General features: G+C 38.9%; 13 protein-coding genes. 6 read left to right on the plus strand and 7 right to left on the minus strand.

Annotated elements, in window-relative coordinates; genetic code table 11:
- Positions 1-40: 40 nt before the first annotated feature.
- The 3 genes from Aru01_RS03850 (at position 41) to Aru01_RS03860 (ending at position 4,282) form a co-directional block, all read left to right on the plus strand.
- Positions 41-1,039: a FecR family protein gene (locus Aru01_RS03850; RefSeq protein WP_016654611.1), complete on the plus strand. Its 999-nt coding sequence runs from the start codon at positions 41-43 to the stop codon at positions 1,037-1,039.
- A 119-nt stretch (positions 1,040-1,158) separates the two neighbouring features.
- Entirely contained in the window at positions 1,159-3,630 is a 2,472-nt protein-coding gene (locus Aru01_RS03855) for a TonB-dependent receptor (protein ID WP_016654610.1), read from the plus strand.
- Positions 3,631-3,670: 40 nt separating this feature from the next.
- Positions 3,671-4,282 (plus strand): hypothetical protein, encoded by a 612-nt coding sequence (locus Aru01_RS03860; RefSeq protein WP_016654609.1) that lies wholly within the window; start codon positions 3,671-3,673, stop codon positions 4,280-4,282.
- Positions 4,283-4,656: 374 nt separating this feature from the next.
- On the opposite strand, the gene Aru01_RS03865 is transcribed toward Aru01_RS03860, so the two are convergent.
- Together Aru01_RS03865 and Aru01_RS03870 are read right to left on the minus strand one after the other, a co-directional pair.
- Positions 4,657-4,920 carry a hypothetical protein gene (locus tag Aru01_RS03865; RefSeq protein WP_016654608.1) on the minus strand — a complete coding sequence of 88 codons (264 nt, stop codon included), beginning with the start codon at positions 4,918-4,920 and terminating at the stop codon, positions 4,657-4,659.
- A 378-nt stretch (positions 4,921-5,298) separates the two neighbouring features.
- The gene (locus Aru01_RS03870) at positions 5,299-5,889 is read right to left on the minus strand and encodes a Type 1 glutamine amidotransferase-like domain-containing protein (RefSeq protein WP_016654607.1); all 591 of its coding nucleotides are present in this window, start codon (positions 5,887-5,889) and stop codon (positions 5,299-5,301) included.
- A gap of 142 nt (positions 5,890-6,031) precedes the next feature.
- Here Aru01_RS03870 and Aru01_RS03875 point away from each other — a divergent pair, with 142 nt between their 5' ends.
- Positions 6,032-6,355, plus strand: a complete 324-nt coding sequence (locus Aru01_RS03875) for a hypothetical protein (protein ID WP_016654606.1) — start codon at positions 6,032-6,034, stop codon at positions 6,353-6,355.
- A 49-nt stretch (positions 6,356-6,404) separates the two neighbouring features.
- Here the strand turns inward: Aru01_RS03875 and Aru01_RS03880 are convergent, their stop codons facing one another.
- The 4 genes from Aru01_RS03880 to Aru01_RS03895 all read right to left on the minus strand — a co-directional run bounded on the left by Aru01_RS03880 (position 6,405) and on the right by Aru01_RS03895 (position 10,811).
- Positions 6,405-8,021, minus strand: a complete 1,617-nt coding sequence (locus Aru01_RS03880; RefSeq protein WP_016654605.1) for a PepSY-associated TM helix domain-containing protein — start codon at positions 8,019-8,021, stop codon at positions 6,405-6,407.
- A 1-nt stretch (position 8,022) separates the two neighbouring features.
- Positions 8,023-8,313: a hypothetical protein gene (locus Aru01_RS03885; RefSeq protein WP_016654604.1), complete on the minus strand. Its 291-nt coding sequence runs from the start codon at positions 8,311-8,313 to the stop codon at positions 8,023-8,025.
- Entirely contained in the window at positions 8,279-8,566 is a 288-nt protein-coding gene (locus Aru01_RS03890) for a hypothetical protein (protein WP_016654603.1), read from the minus strand. Before Aru01_RS03890 ends, Aru01_RS03885 begins: the two co-directional genes overlap by 35 nt.
- A gap of 97 nt (positions 8,567-8,663) precedes the next feature.
- Positions 8,664-10,811, minus strand: coding sequence for a TonB-dependent receptor (locus tag Aru01_RS03895; RefSeq protein ID WP_016654602.1), 2,148 nt, complete (start codon positions 10,809-10,811; stop codon positions 8,664-8,666).
- A gap of 289 nt (positions 10,812-11,100) precedes the next feature.
- Here Aru01_RS03895 and Aru01_RS03900 point away from each other — a divergent pair, with 289 nt between their 5' ends.
- Positions 11,101-12,402: a hypothetical protein gene (locus tag Aru01_RS03900; RefSeq protein WP_016654601.1), complete on the plus strand. Its 1,302-nt coding sequence runs from the start codon at positions 11,101-11,103 to the stop codon at positions 12,400-12,402.
- A 123-nt stretch (positions 12,403-12,525) separates the two neighbouring features.
- The gene (locus Aru01_RS03905) at positions 12,526-13,716 is read left to right on the plus strand and encodes a benzoate/H(+) symporter BenE family transporter (protein WP_016654600.1); all 1,191 of its coding nucleotides are present in this window, start codon (positions 12,526-12,528) and stop codon (positions 13,714-13,716) included.
- 179 nt (positions 13,717-13,895) lie between these two features.
- Here Aru01_RS03905 and pdxR read toward each other — a convergent pair whose 3' ends face one another.
- Positions 13,896-15,368, minus strand: coding sequence for a MocR-like pyridoxine biosynthesis transcription factor PdxR (gene pdxR / locus Aru01_RS03910; protein WP_228128716.1), 1,473 nt, complete (start codon positions 15,366-15,368; stop codon positions 13,896-13,898).
- Positions 15,369-15,431 lie beyond the last annotated feature (63 nt).

A 15,431-nucleotide genomic window follows, 5' to 3' on the forward strand; every position in this document is an offset into this window, starting at 1 on the left:
ATAAATAACATGCTTTGTCGACAGTTAAGCAGGCTGATTTATGCAAAATAAATCAATTCTTCCAGAAAACTCCACACAGATCCCTGTAGAGGTGAGTCAACAAGCCACAGAATGGTATGTACGCTTGCAAGCTGATGATGTTACTGAACAGGAGATTACTGAGTTTCAAACTTGGCTTCAAACCAGCCAACAACATCAAAAAGCTTGGAAATGCCTAGAACAGTTCGGTCTTTCTCTAGATAGCCTTAAACATCCATTGTTAAAACAAGCATTGCTTTCAATTGACCAAAAAGCGCCTTCTCGAAATTTATTTCCGACTAAATCAATTGCTTATATGATTATGCTTGGTGGCTCTATTGTTACAATAATCGCCATGCAACCGCAACAATTATGGCAACAGTGGCAGGCAGACTATAAAACCCAAATAGGCGAACAAAAAAGTATTCAGCTCGCAGATGGTTCTCAGATTATTTTAAATACTGATACTGTAGTGAATGTTAATTACAATCATAAACAGCGACAAATTGAATTGATCAAAGGTGAAATTCACCTTGAGGTAGTCAAAGATCCACAGCATCGCCCATTTTCAGTCAGTAATCGTGATGGTCTCATACAAGATATAGGTACAACCTTTAATATTCGGCAATATGACAAACATACTGTACTCACTGTATCTGAAGGAGAGGTTTTAGTCACTGCAACAAAATCCCAGAACAAAGCTCATGTTCATGCAGAACAACAAGTCTTATTTAATCAATATCAGATTCAAAATATCAAAGCGATCGATTTAAAATATTCCACTTGGAAAAATGGCATGCTGAGTGTTTATAAGATGCCTTTAAATGAATTTCTTACAGAGCTCAATCGTTACTCTAGGGATCAGCTGTCTTATGATAAAAGCGTGAGCAAGTTTGAAGTTTCTGGTGTATTTCCATTAAAGGAATATCAAAAAGTTTTAGATTCACTTGAACAGCAATTACCGATTAAAGTTGAATCTCAATTTTACTTCTGGAAAAAAATCACATTAAAAGAAAAATAAATTTTCTTATAAATCAAAATATTAAAAAATAATTAAATTTTTTATTAAAAATAATGAGGGCTTTTTGATTCTCAAGGGGCATAGGTAATGAAAGCGTATTTTGCCTTTGAGAAAATCAAATGAACACCACAGGATTTAAAACAAAGCGATTAAGCCTTGCCATAAAACACAGCTTAATCACCGCCTCTATACTTTGTAGCAGTATGAGTGTCAGTGTATTTGCATCTGCCAACACTTCAATGGTCAAGAATGTAAAAATCAGTAGCGATTCATTGGCACAAGCCATCAATCAATTTGCTGAAAAATCAGGCATCTTAATCAACTATGATGCAAAACTCTTGGAAGGCAAAAAAACCTCAGGGCTTAATGGTTCATATAGTGTTGAGACTGGTTTTGCCACGCTCCTTAGTCCGCATGGTTTACAACTACAAAAAACAGCGACTGGATACACTATTGTGGTCAGCGCTAAAACCCTGCCCCCACAGAGCGCACTTGAACAAAGCCATCTTGAACCGGCTGAATCAATTGATCATGACAGAATACAGTTACCCACGATTAGCATGAGTGCTGTAAATAATACCTTAGCAGGCGAAAAAATAAATCGTAAAAGTCGTGTGGGTATGTTGGGTGAAATGGACTTTATGGATACCCCTTTTAATACGGTCAGTTACACCAGCAATCACATTCAAAATGTACAAGCTAAAGATCTTTCGAGTCTAATCACTAAAACAGATCCAACCGTTTATACCAATGGATCTACTGGCGGAATTTCTGATAACTATAGTATTCGTGGCTTTAGTGTTTCTAATAGCGATGCAAGTATTAATGGTTTGTATGGCGTATCGCCCTATTATCGGACCTCTCCTGAATTTGCCGAAAGTATTGAAGTGTTAAAAGGACCCAGTGCACTCTTAAATGGCATGCCGCCAGGTGGATCTGTGGGTGGATCAGTCAATATTGTTACTAAACGGGCTGAAGCCACACCTACTCGCCGCGTGAGTACAACATATGATTCAGAATCTAAATTAGGCGTTCATCTTGATATTGGTCAACGCTTTGGTGAAGAACAACAGTTCGGCATCAGATTTAATGGAGTATATCGGGATGGCGATACAGCTGTGGATGGTCAATCCGCATCAACCGAATTAGCAGCATTGGGCTTAGATTGGCGTTTTGAACGTGGTCAAATTTCTGCTGATCTTTATCATTCAGAAGATCATATTGATGGATTAAACCGTGGGATATCAATGGCAGCAGGTTTACCTATCCCCAAAGCCCCTAAACCAACCACTGTTTTTGCACCACCAGATACATTTTCTAATACAAAAGATGATGTGATTATCTTACGTGGTGATTATCAATTTACAGATCTCGTTGGCGCTTATCTAAGCTATGGATATGCAAAAACTGACTTCGACTCACTCGCTGGATCACTTCAAGAAATTATCAATACCGAGGGTGATTTTAAAAGTAATTACTCCCACCAACGCTTTCAATATGACAAAAATTCTGCAGATGCAGGGCTCAAGTTTAACTTTAATACCTTTGGGGTTAAGCATAATTTAACGATAAATGCGACCTACTATCATCATGATCAAAAATTTGGTTTCTCACGGAATATGTTGGGCACAGATCAAACGAAATTTTATGTCACGAATATGTATCATCCAAACTGGGATGGCCTAACGCTGGATAAAAGCTTTAGTCATGCAGCTCTTCCCAAAACTGGTGAAGTCAAAAATACCAGTTATGGCTTTGCAGATCATATGAGCTTATTGGATGATCGATTAAATATAATCGTAGGTGTACGTCAGCAAAATGTACTTCAAGACACGATTGATGGGGCATCTGGAAAAAGAACAGCACGTTATGATACAGATAAGGTGACTCCAGCTTTTGCCACTTCTTATAAAATTTTAGAAAATTTATCCGTGTATGGAAACTATATCGAAGGCTTAAGTATCGGCGCAACTGCACCCGTCACTGCTGCAAACAAGGGAGAAGTCTTTCCGCCCTATCAAACCAAACAATATGAGATTGGCGGTAAATTCGAAATGGGTGATTTTGCAAGCTCACTAAGCTTATTTCAAATTAAAAAACCCAATTCTCTGACAGACCCTACAACCAATATTTTTTCCTTTGGTGGAGAACAACGCAATCGAGGTGTTGAATGGGGATTCTTTGGCAAGTTATTACCTGAACTTAATCTGATGGGCGGTATAACCTACACTGAAGCCGAATTAACCAAAACCCAAGGAGGCAAAAACCAAGGTAACTTTGCAACAGCAACTCCTAAACTACAGGCCAAATTGGGTATGCAATATGATTTACCTATGATTGAAGGCTTAAGTCTAAACACCAATATAACGGCCATGTCCAAACAATATATCAATGCTGAAAATAACTTACATGTTGCAGGTCGCACGATTTATGACATTGGTGGACTTTATAAAACTCAGATTGGACAAGTTCCAACGGTGTTACGTGCAGAGATCAAAAACCTGAGCAATAAAGCCTATTGGGCAAGTTCAACGAGCTCAGGCTTAGGTGCCCCAAGAACATTAATGTTCTCAGCTACATTTGATTTTTAAAACAATATTTACCAACCTCGACGATTTAAAGGATGTCCTCATGAAACGTTTAACCGCCTTTGCTTTAGCATTCACAGCAATGACCACTCAAGCCCATATGTTGTGGCTAGAGCGTGGTGCAGACCAGAAAACCCTAGCCTATTTTGGTGAATATGGTGAAAATCTTACAGAAACGCAGCAAGGACCTTTGCAAGCATTTAACTCCTCAAAAGCTGTTCAAGGCAAAAAAGAATTAACTGCTCAGGTTAATAACAATAACCTGAGCTATGCAACACAAGGTACTGCTGATGTACGAGTAAATAATGATTTAGTTCATGGTGATATGTTGGCACAATTTCGCGCCAAAGCTGGCCGTCAAGAAATCAAGGCAATCTCAGAACTTGAAATTGTTCCAACCACAGCAAATAGCAATCAATTCACCATTATTTTTCAAGGAAAACCGTTAGCTAAACAAGAGGTTACGATTATTTCACCACAGCGCTGGGAAAAGAAATATATCAGCAATGAGCAAGGGCAATTCACTGTTGATACCCCTTGGAAAGGACAATATGTCTTAGAAATTGGTAAAGGTGTAGATGAAGCTGGCGAGTACAACAAACAAGCCTACAAAAACCGTTATTTAGTGGCAACTTTAAGCTTCAATGTGAATTAACATTTAAAATCTTTTCCGGTCTGATCTACTAAGATTATGAAAACAAAAGAGCCCGACATCCTGTCGGGCTCTTTTGCATTAGGGGGTTGGGTATGACTCCTGTCCTACCTCACAATCCTTGTTGTCTATTTCTTGTTATTCTCTGGAGCATCCTGCTCTCTATGCTTCATATCATAAGAAAATATTCTAAACCCGCATAGCGCCAATCACTCGAATCTTTGTCAGCCAAAACCTACACTGAAGCAAGCTTTCACCCATTGGGTTGTAGATATTAACCACTCAAAATCGTGGCATTACCAAGTGATGACTGAAAATAATCAGTTAAAAATACTTAAGACTAACTTGGTCAATCTCAAGATGAATATAAGATTTAATTACTTTGGGGTATATCGCTCATAACAGTGATCTTTGCCCACAAATACGATTTGGCAGTCAAATTTTGTTCCATCTACAGTCGCTACAAATTTTGTTTCAGTAATAGATGAGCTACGGTTGGAAATAATGACGCTATCAACTGTCGTATTCAATTGCTTTGCCGTTTGAGCTGCCAAACTTCTATCACTCATCATCGCACTACTTAAAGTACTACAACCCACAATAGATAAACTTAGCAGTGTGACCAAGATTATTTTGTCCATTTTTCAATCCTTGCAGAGCAATGATCCCCAGTGGTACTGAGGATCATCAAGTTTTTTTTATAAATAATAAAAATAGGCATTTTAACGCGAGTAGATCAAAACTTATGTCCTCATCCACCAGCGAGTACTTTAACCGATGTCGTTCATTTTAAAAAGTTATTTAAAGACTAAATTTAAAGACTTTTTTTAGATAGACTTCAAAGTTGTAGTGATTAAATGATAAATACCTAGACCATAATGATCAATAATCGCTGGTTTTATAAGCAACACAGTCATTTTCTCGGTCAAATCTTACATTATTTATTCACTCATTTATAATGTCACAGCTTTATTTTCTTCGGTTTCTAGTAATTCGGTCTGAACATGACTCTATTCCAATTAGTCCAAATATATAAATTGTCTATTGTTAAGCGGAACTAGAACATGCTTTTGATGAAACTCATTAAAGATTTGATTGGTGATTTCACTAAAAGGGGCGTCGCCAAAGTGCGGTAATATTGAAAATGGAAGAACGTCTAAGCCCGCTGTATTGAGTAAATCAGGTGCTTGAGAATAGTCATCCATAGTCTTGATATATTCTAAATCAGCACCTAAAACGATAGAGCCTGCTGAACTGCCTATATAAGGTTTTCCTCTTTGAATCAGTTGAACAATGACTTGATCCATCTTAGAACGTCTCAACTCCTGTAAAAGATAAAATGTATTTCCACCTGAAACAAAAATATAGTCATTACGCGTTAAAGCTTGCACTATGGTTTTGGGATCATCTTCATCGATATTTAAAATCTCAACTTTCATTCCCAATTTTTCAAACGCTAACCTGTCATTCTCTACATAGAAAGTCACTGACTCAGGTTTACTGGCGGTAGGAATAAAACTCACCGTTTTACCCATAAGCTCGTCTTGAATACACGCCTTAAAATCAAGATATACATCTGAAAATGATGATGTTAAAAATAGTTTTTTCACAGTCGCTCCCCTGTTAAATCATCATGATGACCTACGGATCATTTTAAAAATAGTTTCGCTTTAAATGCTGCAATATAGTAGTCGCAATCAACCACATGACGTGCTTAAATATTCTAGATTGTAAAGAGAAAGCGCTTATTTTATGCAGCATTTGGCACAATATGTTGAAGTTATTCAACAACCAAATTCAAATCCGTTATTACACATCATCAAACATGAACAGTTAGAAAACAGCCATGATGATGTGCACCTACAAAGTTCTAGCGAAAAATTTTATTTTAATGACGGCACGGTTATCCAAAAAGAGATCGAGCAAGATGATTTACCCGCAGAAGTTGAAAGTTGTAGTGAATGTTGGATTCAATACCAAGTGCTGCAACATCCCCCGACATTAAAAGTTTCTCCCCACAAGGTTCAGTTTAACTCGCACTGTCGAGAGCAATATTGGCTTAAATATTTTAAATAATCCAAAAAATACACCCTTTAAATCAAAGGGTGTATCAATTCAAGCTTAATCAAACTGACCACAGCGAGCCTTTTGCTGCATGTTGAGCGCGGCCTTTGGCCTGCTGATAAAAACGTAGAAACAAAGCAGCAAAAATTAATGCCATGAGATCAATCCACCACAACGACCCTGTGGTAGACCAGAGCCCAATATGAGGAAAGAGATAAGCACATAATGAGGTGAATGGAATAAGCGTCAATACGATAACGATTGCCAATAATAAATGCGGTAAAGCCCGAGCTGCGCCGATGCAAAAGCTATAAATTAGGCATCCCACAAAAAGCACATAATAACTATAAAGCAAGAGATGATTCATGCTGCTCAAGTGTGGCATAAAGACCAAGCCCCAACGTCCCAATAACATTGCAGTGAATATAGCGAACATCGAACCTAAACAAGCTCCAACAGTGAGACTAGCAACAAAACGTACATCTTTACGTTGTGTAGGTGCAGCCAATTGAGGATTTTTCTGTCTTTTAACTCGCGACTCAATCCACAAAATATTACCAGAGTAAAATAAGAAAGCGCCTCCCATACCCAAAATCAGATAAATCCAACGGGTAAAATCTCCACCAAAATTACCAAAATGCAAACTAAACATTGAGTTAAGCAGTTTATCCAAGTTCCCATTAAAGGCATTTAATGTCGATGTGTTATAGGGCGTCGTTTGGTAAGGATTAAAGATTAGATAATCAAAATTATCACCACGTAGCATTTGATTTGGATTATATAAGGCAGCAAAAGCAGTTGCCTTACTGGGTTGATCAACCTGAGTAAAACGTATCGATGTCACTTGATAATCTGGTGCCTGTTGTTTCAGGCGTTGTAAGATATGATCAATATCCAATTGCGGATGTGGCTCAGCAAGTTCTACAGCTGCACGGCGTTCAAACATCGGCCGATCTGCGTAAATCAGTTTACCAATTGCTCCATAAAACACATCGTGGAAAGCAAAGACAACAACCGTCACACAGATAATCACGTGAAAAGGTAAACTACTAATACCGACAACATTATGTGTATCTAACCAAAACCGTTTTTTATTTTTACCCTTACGAATGGCAAAATAATCCTTGACCAAAGTAGGTAAAAGCACAACCAAGCCCGTCATAATGGCGAGAAAATAAAGTAATGCCACGCCCCCCATGACATAAACGCCAATGGTATGGTGACCTAGCATGCCTGGTATGCCACCAGTTTCATGTAATTGTTCAATCAACCAACCAAGATTAGAACGATTTTCCTGTTGTACCTGCAGTTGACCATCTGTAGTCAAAGTTGCCAACATACTATTTTGCGCAGTATCAAACGCACCTTGATCGGCATCTTTACGTGCTGCTTGCCACATCATTGGCGCATGGTGATACTCTTTAGAGTCAATATTGATTTGAAAACTGCTGACACTATCTGGATATGCTGCATGCGCTTGAGTAATCAATTGATTAAACTGCGATGGTTCAATGCTGGCCAAACGCTGTTGAGGTGGAGTTGCCCAGCGACTCAGATCATGTTGAAACATGGTCAGCCCGCCAGCAAAGAAGCAGATAAAAAGCAGAATACCTGCACTAATACCAACCCAAGTATGTAATTCTTTTGCGATTTTAAGAATATCAGTACGAATCTTCATATTAACCTCGCAACCAGAAAATTGCCGCGTAAGCCAGCACAGCTGTTAAGCTATAAATTGCGATTGCCTGCCAGCCTTTAGGGATAAAATAAGCCAGAAAAAATAGTGGACTCCATACCCAAGCAATCGTCCACATTCCGAGCTGTGGTGCCAAAGAGCGATCGACATGGGCAAGACTCAACAGTACAACCAAGCTCCCTAGCGCAATCGCAATCAAGAGACCCAGCACCAATCCGGCAAAGGTTTTGGACCACCAATCAGCTTGAATTTTTGCTGGACTTTTCACTTTCATGTGCAGAATACCTTTTTAATGCAGATATAAAGGGAGCAAATGTCCAAACCACAATTGCGGTAACAACACTCATAAAAATAGCCACCAACCAAGGTAAGTCATAACTTAATAGGCCAAAGGCAATAACCCCAATCAATAAGGCGAGATAACGATAAATTCTAGATAATGGTTGGACCAGTAAAGTTTGATTAGCGTGGCTGAGATAAATCACGAAACAAGCCACGGCATACAACAAAACGGCAAATATTTTCATAGCCTTTTCATCAATAATGCATACGAATCACGAATGCTGAGATTATAAAAAATAAGGCAGCTGATTGAGCTCAATCAGCTGCTGCATTGTGAATCCATTAAAAATCGAAAGTCACACCCACTTTATAGCTACGCTCTGCACCAATTAATGCATAGTTTGGATTAAACATACCTTCCCAATATTTTTTATTCGCAACATTATCAATATTGGCTAAGAATGTTGTTTCTACTCCGCCGAGACGTGTTTTATATCTCGCGCCAACATCAACAATAGTAAAACTTGGAAGTTTCACATCGTTGTTGTCATTGATATATTGTGAGTCGACATAAGAAACACGCGTGTTTAGGTTCACACCGTCAACAAACGGAAGTTGATAATCTAGACCTAGACCTGCGGTAAACTTAGGCGTACCAAATTGAGTATTGCCCTCTGTCGATTTACTCGCAGGTGACTGAGTAATTTCAGTATCTGTATAAGCTGCATTCAGTAATAGATTTAAACCTTGGTAAATTTCACCTGTCGCTGTCCATTCAATCCCTCTAGAACGCGTCTCTTTACCATCGGTTGTCTTCTGAATAATCTTGCTATTGTTTGGATCACGATAAGTCTTATCAGTTGCTGTATCAGGTTTCTCAATTTGATAAATTGCTAAAGTATTTAACCAAGAACCTTGCTGATATTTAGCGCCAATTTCATACTGTTTGGTTTGATAAGGTGCAAAAGTGACACCATCATTTGCATCCTGTGGATTATCAATCGTCGAACCAGCTGATAAACCTTCTACATAGCTGGCATAAATCGAACTATTTTCTCCCCACGGTTTAAATACAACAGCGACGCTTGGTGAAAGTTTTGATTCGTTATATTGCGTCTTATTGGTCAACACACGAGTATCCATTTCCTGATAACGCGCACCTAAAATGAACTGGAGTTGATCGTTAAGCAGCGAGATTTGATCAGTTAAGATATAGCTAACAAATTTGTCGTCTTTATAAGGTACAACCACTGGTGGTTCAGGCATACTGCCTTGCTGACTCGGTTGATATAAATTGGTGTTAAATGGATTTACACCTGCAGCTTTGTGTTGATTGTATTTACGTGTTAGATAATCTGCACGTAACCCCAAAGTGTGTTGAATAGCACCTGTATTAAACTTACCTTCAATACCAATATTACTACTGACATTGTGCTCTTTTGAACGCGTACTATAATATTGTGATGTCGCATCGCCCTGAGTATTGGTTAAGATCATGCGAGTACCAAACATATGACCCGCATATTCTTTTTCTACATAACCCACACCCGCAAAAGCTTTAAGCTCAGGGTTAAATTGGTATTGTGCATTGAGGCCAACAAATTGACTATTGGTCCAACCTTTTAAATGTGAGAAATAGTTGGTACTACCTTTTGGTGCTGCAATAACCTGATTAATATTTGCAAATGACACCATCGCAGGTGAACCACCATCACGATTTTCACGCACGCTATAAGCATCAAAATTGAGTTTTAGTTTTTCACCACGATAATCAGCGGCGATTGCACCCAAAGCCTGACGATCTTGCAGACCATCAATAATATGCTCACCATCAGCATAAGCTGCATTGACACGCACCCCGAACTGATCACCTCCACCAAAACGACGAGCAAAGTCAAAATGAGTTTTATAATAACTTTCCCCTTCAAAACTCATACCGATTCGATTTAAATCCCGATCTGCACGCTTCATATTAGCGATGACAACTGCACCCACATTCCCTGTTGGTGACATACCACCAACCAAGGCATTTGGCCCTTTTAATACGGTAACTGACTCTAAAAACTCTGTCGGTAAACGGCTAGTTGGTGACATGCCATATAAACCATTTAGGGCCACATCGTCATTGTGCAAAACAAAACCACGAACTTGGAAGTTCTCATTGAAATGACCTTGGTTGGTACTAATACGTATACTTGGATCATTTTTTAAGATCGCTGCAAGTGTGGTACTTTGCTGATCTTCAATCATCTGAGATGTATAAGTCATAACACTAAATGGTGTGTCTATAGTGCCTTTATCACCTAATGCTGCTAAATGTGCTGTCTTAGCCAAAGTTCCATTGGCATAACTTTGTGCATCAGCATCTGCTTCTAAAGTAATTGTAGGCAATGCAACACGTTCATCATCTGCCCAGACTACAGTTGATGCACTACTCAACATGAGTATGGCAACTGCGTGTGAGAGATCTTTTCTATAAAACTGTTTCATAGGAGAAATATTCGATCAAAAACTAAATGATAATGATTATTATATTTGTAATAATTCTCACTAAGTATTGTATATTTAAATTAATTACGAAATATCAATTGCTTTTTTAAATTGAATAACAATTTTTTTATTCAGCTGAGTTGAATCCAAAAAATATTCATAGATTCCCCCTTGGTCTCGATATTGAGTTTATCAATTAAAATTTGTAGACCTTTCATCGTATTTTTCTTTTAATTTCTATTAAGTTCGTTTAATTTTAGATCAGTTTTAAAAGGCGTGTGGGAATTATATGGACATTAAAAATCACCTACATCACAGCATAAAAATTAGCCTGAGTTTGCTTTGCACTTGCTTCATAAGTTATGCAAATGCCAACGAATTAGGTCTTCAAGCATTGAATGACTCGGAGCTATCTAATGTAAATGGACAGGCGCTCCTTAGTCTGTCTTATCTCGCACCGACGGATTCTATGAATAAAATGCAAGCTGAAAATGTAGGTTTTTATAAGCTTGGTATGGAAGCTGATGTTGAACTCAACACCAATATAAAAAAATTACAATTAGGTTGTGGCGGTATTAATGGTATCAATGGTTGCGACATCGATATTAATAATCTGAGTTTAAGTGGCATGGCAGACACGCGTACAGGCCGTGCAACATCGAGCGCCAAAATTACCAATCCATTTATTGAATTTGCTATTAAAAACCCAAACTCAGCGGCAGAGCGTGAAGTGATTGGTTTTCGTTTAAGTGCAGATCAAATTTTAGGCCTCATGACTATGGGTACTGAAAATAGTTCTGAACCAAACGGCATCAATAGCTTAAGTGGCTTTCTAAAGATTAAAGACACCACTGGCAGAGTCACCACTGACTCTAGAACAGGTGTAACTTATAACAGCTTAGGTGTGCCTATTACAGGAAGAGTCACGAGTACAACGGGTGCCATAAAAGCAGACTTTAGCACCAATGATTATTCACTCAATCTTGGTGAAGGCAGCGGTTCATTATTTATTAAGGGACAAGATATTTATGGCCGTAGGATGTCTGATATTAATCTAACAGGAACAGCAACTGTAAATAACATTGCCCTAGGCGGTACCATCCAAGCAAAAGCCAAATGGGGCTTTATTACAATTCCTATTAATGATGGTCAACTTTCTGGACGTCTGAATAATCTAGGTGTAGATGTTACTGTCAAAGAAAACTTAGGTTTTATCCATAAAATTCCTTTGAATAATCCCTTTTCTTTATCCTCACAAAAACAAAATGTCATGTGGTCCAATGCTGAAGTCGCAGCACAACGTGGGTGGTGGTTAGCGATTGAGGATTCTATTGATATTGGGGATGTAACTCCAAGCCAGAAGGTCTATGTGACGGATGATGTAATCAAACAAGTATTACCGCTAATTAGCCAACACTTGGATAAAGATCCAATTAAGTGTGGTGCTCTCGCATTGAGTTGTATTTTTGGAAATATCGCACTGAATGATATTACCCTGCAAAACTCCAGAGTCTCTATGGAGTTACTCGACTTACAACTTAAAAATCAAGATTTTGCCCCAAACTGTTACGGCAATTTAAGATTCTGTTAGCTGTAGGTACTGAACTTTTCAAACTGGTACCTATAGAAAAAGCCAAAGTGTGCCTTATATAGGTACCAGATGTTTAACTAGACTCAACACTCTAATTTTTAAGGACTTTAGGGGGCTGGGTCAATGGTTTCATTACGCTCTACCACACGTTATGGTGTTTCTGATGTACTCCCACCGACGATCGCTGGATTAATTTCCGTGATTGTTAACTATGGTGGAACCTTTATTTTAATTTTCCAAGCGGCACAAGTCGCTGGGCTCAGTGCAGAACTCACCGCCTCTTGGGTATGGTCCATTTCAATCGGGGTAGGGATAAGTGGGATATTACTCAGCTGGTATACTCGCGAGCCAATTATAACGGCTTGGTCAACTCCTGCTGCTGCATTCTTAATTACCGCGCTTGCAGCTGTACCTTACGCTGAAGCGATTGGTGCTTATTTACTGTCAGCTTTGGCTTTTGTCGTTTTAGGCTTTACAGGTTACTTTGAAAAACTGATCCGTTTAATTCCGAGCAGCATTGCTTCGGGTTTATTGGCGGGTATATTGCTGCAATTTGGAATCTCTACCTTTAGTAATATGAGTATTGATCCATTATTGGCTATCACTTTATTTTTTATTTATCTCATTGCAAAACGACTGTCCCCACGTTATGCCATTGTTAGTGTCTTAATCTTTGGCCTTATTTTTTTATTACTTCAATCACGTATCAACTTTTCTGGATTAAGCCTAGCACTGGCAACACCAGTATTTACAGCACCAGAGTTTTCACTCAATGCATTACTTAGTGTCGCTATACCTTTATTTTTAATCACCCTAACAGGTCAATATATGCCTGGTCTGTTAGTACTTCAAAACGATGGTTTTAAAACCCGTGCTAAACCGATACTTATAGTCACTAGTTTAGGTTCGCTCCTGATGGCACCTTTTGGTTCCCACGCGTTTAACTTGGCAGCAATTACTGCTGCCATATGCACAGGTAATGAATCACACCAACAACCGAATCGACGCTGGATTGCAGGGATTGCTGCAGGTGTATTTTATATTTTGGTGGGTATTTTCGGCCTGACACTGGCTGCCTTATTTGCAGCGTTCCCCCAAACATTTATTAGTACCCTTGCAGGTCTCGCCCTACTCGCGACTATCGCAGGTAGTTTGGCCAATGCCATACAAGACAGTCAAAATAGAGAGGCCGCTTTCATTACATTTTTAGCCACAACAGCCAATATTCAGCTGTTCGGTATAGGCGGTGCATTCTGGGGGCTTATTTTAGGACTGATTGCACATCTGGTTTTAAATGTTGCATTTAAAAAATAAAAGTTTTTAATACTGCTAAGCCAGCTCAACTTTATGGTCAAGTTCTTATGATGCAGGATCTTGCCGAGGTCCACCACGAGAAGCAATTAAGCCATACATCCCAACCAACACTGCTTGCGTTGGCAAAGTTCACCTCCATCCTCGTACGGATGGAGTCCTCATTGGTCTTTAAGACAGTGCTAAACATGAACGTGGTTAAAACCCTGATATAACTGCTCAATAATTTGAGTCATTTCAATCTCACTCAATGCAGCAAAACCAAAACGAATATAAAAATAAGGTAGAGATGCTTTTTGAGGCTTCGAGCCAAAACTATATTCGGAGTCGATATGTAAACTCATAAGCAGCTCAGTGTAGTGTGGCTGATAAGAGAAATTAAATTTCACCCATAATGCCATCCCCCCTGCAGGTGTCATGAACTCAACATTGTCCTGAAAAGTCTGCTGAAATAACTGTACAGCAAAGTCACGGCGACCCTGATATACCTTACGCATTTTTCGAGTATGACGCTTGATTTCACCCTGTTGCATCAGTTCTGCAATGGCCAACTCAGTAATAGAATTACCCTGTTTATCAATCAATAAAATATCCTGACACATGGCTTGAATTGTGTTGAGATCAGCAACGACATACCCCACCCTTAAACTGGGTGCAAATACCTTTGAAAGTGACCCAATATGTATAACTTTCTCAGAAGATGGCAAACTGATCAAAGGTGGAATAGGACGACTGTCATAGTGAAACTCATGATCGTAGTCATCTTCAATAATATAAAAATCAAAAGCTTTTGATAATTCTAATAGTTTTAATCGTCGATCCATCGACATCGAAACTGTTGTCGGGTATTGGTGATGTGGTGTGGTATATACTGCTGCAACATTATGTATTTCAAGTAATTCGGCCAGATGCTCAGTATCCAAACCATTTTGATCTAATCGAACCTGAATCACTTGATAATGATTAGATAAAAAAGTTTCTACAGCGGGTGGATAAGACCATTGTTCAACGATGATCACCTGCCCTTTCGGTCTTTGCTTTGCCAAGATACGTGCCGCAAGGAATATGCCCATTTGACTACCACGAACAACGCAAATATGGTCGAGTGATGCTCGAATAAAACGTTCCATTGAAAGCATATTGAGTAGTGCTTGACGTAACTCTAAACTGCCTTGTGGATCCCCATAACCCATGATCTGCTGGCGTGTAACGCGAATTAAAGCCCGTCGGTAAGCACGAGAAAATAGCTCATATGGAATCAACCGTGTGTCTGGAATACCATCATTTTTAATGACTGGTTCTTGTCGTTGTTGCATGCTTGGTTCAGTCTTTTCGAGCAATGCATATGTAGAACTTGTTTTACTTTCAGACTTTAAATCAGGCAAATGTTCAGATACAAAAGTACCTTGTCGTGCTTTAGATACTAACCAGCCTTGTGCCTCTAGATCTTCATAGACCAATTGTACTGTTTTGCGGTTAATTCCTAATTCATCAGCTAAAGTACGTGAGCCTGGCAAACGGGTACCATGTAATAAACGCCCAGATAAAATCTCTTGAATGATTTGATTGGCCAATTTAAAAAAAATGGTTTTTTCTGCACGCTCTGCGATATGTAGACGAACTTTCCATGGTTGCTGCATGATGTACTGGACCATATAAGTTTTAAAAACTGGATATTTTAAACCATCCAAGGATTTCCTATTCTGACCTTGTTGTAT

Origin of the sequence: Acinetobacter rudis, assembly GCF_000829675.1 — a bacterium.
GTDB classification, from domain to species: domain Bacteria; phylum Pseudomonadota; class Gammaproteobacteria; order Pseudomonadales; family Moraxellaceae; genus Acinetobacter; species Acinetobacter rudis.